This window comes from Streptomyces sp. NPDC059900 (assembly GCF_050270335.1).
GTDB lineage: Bacteria > Actinomycetota > Actinomycetes > Streptomycetales > Streptomycetaceae > Streptomyces.
This window is the reverse complement of the sequence record NZ_JBNNJZ010000468.1, coordinates 1-6,530: the sequence shown is the minus strand read 5'-3', so window position 1 is coordinate 6,530 and position 6,530 is coordinate 1. Positions and strand designations below refer to the sequence as shown.

At 71.9% G+C, this 6,530-nt stretch carries 6 protein-coding genes and 1 pseudogene; 6 read left to right on the top strand and 1 reads right to left on the bottom strand.

Translation table 11 applies throughout. The annotated features are described in order from the left end of the window. Positions 1–123: 123 nt before the first annotated feature. A complete protein-coding gene (locus tag ACQKIP_RS36400) occupies positions 124–1,323 on the bottom strand; it encodes a PucR family transcriptional regulator (protein WP_365855763.1) in 1,200 nt (399 codons plus the stop codon). A 339-nt stretch (positions 1,324–1,662) separates the two neighbouring features. On the opposite strand from ACQKIP_RS36400, the gene ACQKIP_RS36395 reads away from it, so the two are divergent. The 6 genes and pseudogenes from ACQKIP_RS36395 to ACQKIP_RS36370 all read left to right on the top strand — a co-directional run. Further along, positions 1,663–2,475 (top strand): ABC transporter ATP-binding protein, encoded by an 813-nt coding sequence (locus ACQKIP_RS36395; protein ID WP_365855761.1) that lies wholly within the window; start codon positions 1,663–1,665, stop codon positions 2,473–2,475. A gap of 62 nt (positions 2,476–2,537) precedes the next feature. Then, positions 2,538–3,002 (top strand): annotated as a pseudogene (locus tag ACQKIP_RS36390) (ATP-binding cassette domain-containing protein); the annotation flags it as partial. 21 nt (positions 3,003–3,023) lie between these two features. After that, a complete protein-coding gene (locus tag ACQKIP_RS36385) occupies positions 3,024–3,293 on the top strand; it encodes a hypothetical protein (RefSeq protein WP_427745122.1) in 270 nt (89 codons plus the stop codon). Beyond that, entirely contained in the window at positions 3,290–4,180 is an 891-nt protein-coding gene (locus tag ACQKIP_RS36380; protein WP_365855757.1) for a branched-chain amino acid ABC transporter permease, read from the top strand. The genes ACQKIP_RS36385 and ACQKIP_RS36380 overlap by 4 nt, the downstream gene beginning before the upstream one ends. 61 nt (positions 4,181–4,241) lie before the next feature. Continuing rightward, positions 4,242–5,288: a branched-chain amino acid ABC transporter permease gene (locus ACQKIP_RS36375; protein ID WP_365855831.1), complete on the top strand. Its 1,047-nt coding sequence runs from the start codon at positions 4,242–4,244 to the stop codon at positions 5,286–5,288. Further along, positions 5,285–6,530: ABC transporter substrate-binding protein (locus ACQKIP_RS36370; protein WP_427745121.1), on the top strand; the 1,246-nt coding region annotated here is incomplete at its 3' end. The genes ACQKIP_RS36375 and ACQKIP_RS36370, both read left to right, overlap by 4 nt.

Here is a 6,530-nt window from a genome sequence, read left to right as displayed (position 1 = left end):
GGACCCCCGACAAGATGTCCTCAAGCGCCGGACGGGCTGAATCAGCCCGTCCGGCGCTTGAGGAAGAGCCCGGCGGAGCCGGTGATGACGGCACGCCCAGCCGCCGCGAGCAGAGACCCCGCTTCAGCCCGGCGCCAGCCGATACGCGTCCAGGGCCAGTGTCATCTCCATCAGGTCCCGGGGGCGGGCCAGGGAGCGGGACGTCAGTTGTTCCAGGCGGCGCAGGCGGTTGAAGACCGTGTTGCGGTGGCAGTACAGGCGTCCCGCGGCCCGGCCCGCTGACCCCTCGCACAGCAGCCACGCGTCCAGCGTCTCCAGGAGCACCGCCCGGTCGGCCGGCTCCAGGGCGAGCACCTCGCCGAACACGTCCGACACCAGGCGCCCCGCAAGCTCCGGCTGGCTCACCACCAGGGCTGTCGGCATCCGCTGGTCGAGCCGTACGATCCCGGCCGCGTCCGGCGGGCACGTACGCAGCGCCAGTTCGGCGAGCCGCCGCGCGTGCCCCAGCTCGGCGAGTCCCGCCACCACGGGGCTGATCCCGCCCGGCCCGGGGCACCGCCCATCGAGCGCCGCGGCCAGCTCGTCCAGGCCCTCCGCGTCACCGAGCGCCACCACCCCCACCTCCCGGTCCGTCCGCATCCGCCAGACGAAGCGAAACCCGGCCCGCTGGATCTGCCGGTGGAACGCGGCGCGCCCGTCCCGCCGCTCGGCGCGCAGCACCACCACCGCGTACGGCCCCCGCTCCGGCAGATCGAGCCCCGCAGCCACCTGAGAGGCGAGCCCCGGCCCCGACTGGCCCTCCAGGAGCGCGTCGAGCAGTGCCTGAAGCTGCTCGTCGGTGCGCCGCCGCAGCTCCATCTCCGTGGCGCGATACGCGTCGGAGGCGGCCGCCGCCTGCGCGTCGACCGCCGACCACACCATCGTCGCCGACCGCATCAGGACCGCGAGCTTCTGCGGGTCCTGCCCCGCGGCGCCGTCCAGCAGCGAGTCCCAGACCAGATAGCCCGCGCTGCGGTACGAATGCACCACCAGGTCGAGCGGCAGCCCCTGCTGGGCCCGGCGCCGGCCCGCCTCCTCCGCGTACTCCAGATCGCGGCGCGGCGAGGCCCGTGGCGCCGAGATGGTCTCGATGCCGATCCGCATCGCCTCCTCCGCCTCCCGCCACTGCTGATCGTGCGGAAGCACCCGCGCGTACACCGGCGAGTGCTCGAAGAGCTGCCGCAGATGTTCGTCCACCAGATCGGGGATGCGGGGGAGCAGCGCGGCGCACGCCTCCTCGAGCACCTTCCAGTCGTGGCCCGTACGAGGTCTGCGTCCGCTCATGGAACCCCCATCGCCGCCGCCGTCCGTGTCTTCGTGCTGCGGAGGATGCCATCGCCCGACCACCTCTGGCAGGCCCCTGACACGCGGTGTTGTGCCCGTGCACAACGGGTGGCCGGTCCCGCTGGTCACCCGCAGCGATTCGGCGGCAGGCCGTGGACGGGCGGGCGCGGCGGTGTTGGGGTGAGCGCCACGCGGCGGGTCGTGCGGCACCGGCGGCCGGGCGCGACGAGCAGGACAGACAAGCAACGAGCAGGACAGACAAGCAACGAGCAGGACAGACAAGCAACGAGCAGGACAGACGAGCAACGCGCAGGACAGACAGAGGACAGGGGGTCCCAGGTGGGTGGTTCCGGACTGGTCGTACAGGACGCGTCGGTCGGATACGGACCGGTACGCGCACTGCGCCAGGTGTCGCTCGAAGTACCGGACGGCGCCGTGGTCGCCGTCCTCGGCGGCAACGGCGCGGGCAAGTCGACGCTCCTGCGCGCCATTTCACGCACCCTCGGCTTCCACCGGGGCGCGCTCACCACCGGCTCCATCCACTTCGGCGGACGGCGCATCGACGGACTGCACCCGGACCGGGTCGTCGCCGCCGGGGTCTCCCAAGTGCCGGAGGGAAGGCAGGTGTTCGCCCGGATGACCGTCGCCGACAATCTGCGGGCGGGCGCGCTCGGCTCCGCGGGAAGCCGGGGCGCGAAGGCCACGGCCCTGAGCCGGGTCCATGAACTCTTCCCCGTCCTCGCCGAGCGCGCGGGCCAGCGGGCCGGGCTCCTGTCCGGCGGCGAACAGCAGATGCTGGCGGTCGCGAGGGCGTTGATGGCCTCGCCGAAGCTGCTGCTCCTGGACGAACCGTCGCTCGGCCTCGCCCCGCTGATGGCGGCGCGCATCGCCGACACCATCCAGGAGATCAACGCCCAGGGCACCGCGGTCCTCCTCGTCGAGCAGAACGCCGCCCTCGCGCTGCGCCTCGCGTCGAGCGCGTACGTCCTGGACGTCGGCGAGGTGGCACTCGCGGGAGCGGCGGACGATCTCGCCGCGTCCGACGAGGTGCGCCGCCGCTATCTCGGCGTGGTCGACGAGACCGCCGCGGCCGACGCCTCGCGGGGCGTCGGCGCACTGCCGGTCCTGGAGCGATGGGCGGGCCGGCGATGACCGGGGACCGTACGGCGCCCGACGCGCCGGCCGTGGACAGGGACGACGTGCCCGCCCTCGAAGTGCGGGACCTGACGGTCCGCTTCGCGGGCCTCACCGCCCTGGACGCCGTCAGCTTCACCGTCAGGCCCGGCACCGTGCACGCCGTCATCGGACCCAACGGCGCGGGCAAGTCGACCTGCTTCAACGTCCTGTCCGGCGTGTACAGGGCCACCGGCGGCAGCGTCCGCCTCGGCGAGCACGAGCTGACGGCGATGCCTCCGCACCGCATCGCGGGCCTCGGCGTCGCCCGCATCTTCCAGAACCTCGCCCTGCCGCCGCGCGCCACGGTCGCCGACAGCCTCATGCTCGGCCGCCACCGCCTGACCCGCACGGGATTCGTCGCCGCGGGGCTGCGCCTGCCGTCGGCCGCGCGCGAGGAGCGGCGGCATCGCGAGCGGGTCAGGGAGATAGCGGCGTTCGTGGGCATCGAACACCAGCTCCACGCCCCGGCGGGCTCCCTGCCGTACGGGCAGCAGAAACTCGCGGAACTGGCCCGTGCCCTGTGCATGGAGCCCCGGCTGCTCCTGCTCGACGAGCCCGTCGCGGGCATGACCGCGGACGAGCGGCGACGCACCGCCGCCGTCATCGCGGGCGTCCGCGACAGCCTCGGAATCTCGATCGTCCTGGTGGAACACGACATGGGGGTGGTGATGCGGCTCGCGGACGCGGTGACCGTACTCGACTTCGGCAAACGCATCGCTGACGGCGCCCCGGCGGCCGTGCAGAACGACCCGGCGGTCGTGCGCGCCTACCTGGGAGAGGAGGCCGCCTCATGACCACCTTCGTCGAGCTCCTGCTCAACGGCCTTTCGATGGGCTCCGTCTACGCCCTCATCGCCCTCGGCTTCGTCGTCATCTTCCGGGCCACCGAAGTCGTGAACTTCGCGCACGCCTCGCTGCTCCTTGCGGGCGGCTACTTCATCGCGTCGCTCCACGACGACATCGGCTTCTGGCCGGCGGTGCTCGTGGGCATAGCGGGCGCCGCCGTCGTCGGCGCAGCCATCGAGTTCCTGGTCATGCGGCGCTATCGCGGCTCCGACCACAGCGTCCTGGCCATCGTCACCATCGGCGTCGACATCCTGCTCACCACCGAGCTCACCCGGCGCCTGGGCACCGACGTGCTCGCGCTCGGCGACCCCTGGGGCGACTCCGTGCTCACCATCGGGTCGGTCTCGATCGCCTACACACGGATCGCCGCGTTCGTCGCCGCCGCGCTGCTCATCACCGTCTTCCTGCTCGCCTTCCGCTACACCTCCTGGGGCGTGGCGATGCGGGCCGCCGCCGAGAGCCCTCAGACCGCGGCCCTGATGGGCGTGCGCCTCGGCCGGGTCTCGCTGGGCGCCTGGGCGGTCGCGGGAGGGCTCGCCGCCGTGGCGGCGCTCTTCCTCACCGTCTTCCCGACGCCGGGGCTCGAACGGGCCACCTCGCTGGCGGCTCTGAAGGCCTTCCCCGCCGCGATCCTCGGCGGGCTCGACTCCACCACGGGCGCGCTCGTCGGAGGGATCGTCGTCGGGGTCACCGAGTCGCTCGCCACCGGCTACCAGAGCGAACTCACCTTCCTGGGAAGGGGCCTGGGCGACCTCGCGCCCTACCTCGTGATGACCGTCATCCTCCTCATCCGGCCCGCCGGACTCTTCGGCACGAAGGAGCTCACCCGTGTCTGAAGTCCTGGCCCGCGGCCGCGAGCTGCGCTCCCGCAACCGCACCCGGCTGACCCGCCCGCGCATGTACGTCTGGATCGCGGGGACCGTGCTCCTGCTCGCCCTGCCCTTCTACGTCGACCGGTTCTGGCTCCAGGCGGGCCTGTTCGCCATGGCGGCCGCCATCGGCGCGATCGGCCTCAACCTCCTCACCGGCGCGACCGGCCAGCTCTCCATGGGGCACGCCTTCTTCCTGGCGATCGGCGCGTACGGATACTGCGTCTTCGCGGGGGAGGGCGAGGGCGGGCTTACCGGCCTCGGGCTTCCCACCTGGATCGCGGCCGCCCTCGCGGTCGGTGTCGCGGGGGTCGCGGGCGGGCTCTTCAGCCCCATCGCGGGACGCCTGCGCGGCGCCTACCTCGGCATCGCGACCCTCGCGCTGATCTTCATCGGGCAGCACGTGCTCTTCAACGCGCACGATCTGACCGGCGGCTCCAACGGACGCGACGTACCGCCCCTGAGTATCTTCGGCATCACCTTCGACGACAGCGAGGTCGTCGTGGCCGCCGTGCCGTTCGGGGCGTCGGAGAAGCTCTGGTACTTCGGACTCGTGCTGCTCGTCGGCGGCGGGCTCTTCGCCCGCGGTGTGCTGCGCGGACGGCCGGGACGGGCCATGAACGCGATCCGCGACCACCGCATCGCCGCCGGGGTCATCGGGGTGCCGGTGGCCCGCTACCGCGCGGGCGTCTTCGTCCTGTCGTCGATGTACGCGGGCCTCGCCGGTGTCCTGCTCGCCCTCGTCTTCCAGCGCACGGTGCCGGACTACTTCGGCATCACGCTGTCCCTCGAATACCTCGCCATGATCGTCATCGGCGGGCTCGGCTCGGTGGCGGGCGCGGTGGCCGGTGCCGCCGTCGTCTCCCTGCTCCCGCAGCTCCTGACCCGGTACAGCGACGCGCTGCCCCTGGTCTCGGCCCCCGGCACCGGCGGGATCACACCGGGTGAGGCATCCCGGTATCTGTATGGCGCAGCCGTCGTGGCGGTGGTCCTTTTCCTGCCCGGCGGTCTGGCCGGCATCGCCGCCCGGCGCTCCAGGCCGAAGTCCGGCCACACTCCAGGGGAGGAACAATGAGTTCACGCAATGCACGCAACAGGAAAAGGACCACCGCGGCGGCGACGGCGCTCGCCGCGCTGCTCGCGGTGGCGGGTTGCAGCTCGAAGGCGGGGGACGGCGAGGGCGACAAGGAGGACGCGGGCGGGGTCAAGGCCGGCGTCGGCGTCTCCGCCAAGACGATCGATCTCGGTGTGCTCACCGACATGACCGGCGTCTACGCGACCCTCGGCAAGAGCGTCACCCAGGCCCAGCAGCTCTACGTCAAGCAGACCAACGCCGACGGCGGCATCTGCGGCCGCAAGCTGAAGCTGACCGTCCGCGACCACGCATACGACCCCCAGAAGGCGGTCGCCGCGTACACCGAGCTGGAGCCCGAGGTCCTCGGCTTCGCCCAGTTCATCGGCTCCCCGTTCGTCGCCGCGGTCGAGCAGCGGGTCGACGCCGACAAGGCGCTCGTACTGCCGCAGGCCTGGTCGGCGAACCTCCTGGGCAGCCCGTACGTCCGGGTCGTCGGCTCGACGTACGACCTGGAGACGATCAACGCGATCGACTTCCTGATGAAGGAGAAGGGCCTCAAGAAGGGCGACAAGCTCGGGCATGTCTACTTCGAGGGCGACTACGGCGAGAACGCCCTCAAGGGCTCGCAGTACATGGCGAAGAAATCGGGCCTCACCGTCGTCGAGCAGAAGATCAAGGCGACCGACAACGACATGACGGCGCAGGTCGCGGCCCTGAAGAAGGCGGGCGTGAAGGCCGTCGTCATCAGTGCGGGTCCCCGCCAGGCGGCCTCCCTTGTGGGTGTCGCGGCGGCGGGCAAGTTCGACGTGCCGATCATCGGCAACAACTCGGCGTTCGCCCCCCAGCTCCTGGGCACCCAGGCGGGCCCTGCCCTGGCCAAGAACTACTACGTGGCCTCGCCGACCCTCCCGATCGGCGCCGACACCGCGGCGGCGAAGAAGCTGGTCACCGACTACAAGGCGGCCTACCCGAAGGACTCCCTGGACAACGGCGTGACCGCCGGCTGGACCGCGGCGTCCATCTTCGGCGAGGCGCTGAAGAAGGCGTGCGAGAGCAAGGACCTCACGCGTGAGGGCGTCGACAAGGCGCTCTTGACCATCAGCGACTACGACACGGGCTTCGGCGTCTCGCAGGACTTCAGCGACCCCAAGGCCCCGTCCTCGAAGGAGAGCGTCATCCTGCGCCCCGACAAGAGCGCGACGGGCGGCATGAAGGTGGTCCGCGAGCCGGGCGCCGCTGACG

Coding starts and splice junctions, on each gene's coding strand:
- ACQKIP_RS36400 (WP_365855763.1), bottom strand. CDS start 1,323: ATGAGCGGACGCAGACCTCGTACGGGCCACGACTGGAAGGTGCTCGAG.
- ACQKIP_RS36385 (WP_427745122.1), top strand. CDS start 3,024: ATGGAGCCCCGGCTGCTCCTGCTCGACGAGCCCGTCGCGGGCATGACC.
- ACQKIP_RS36375 (WP_365855831.1), top strand. CDS start 4,242: ATGTACGTCTGGATCGCGGGGACCGTGCTCCTGCTCGCCCTGCCCTTC.
- ACQKIP_RS36380 (WP_365855757.1), top strand. CDS start 3,290: ATGACCACCTTCGTCGAGCTCCTGCTCAACGGCCTTTCGATGGGCTCC.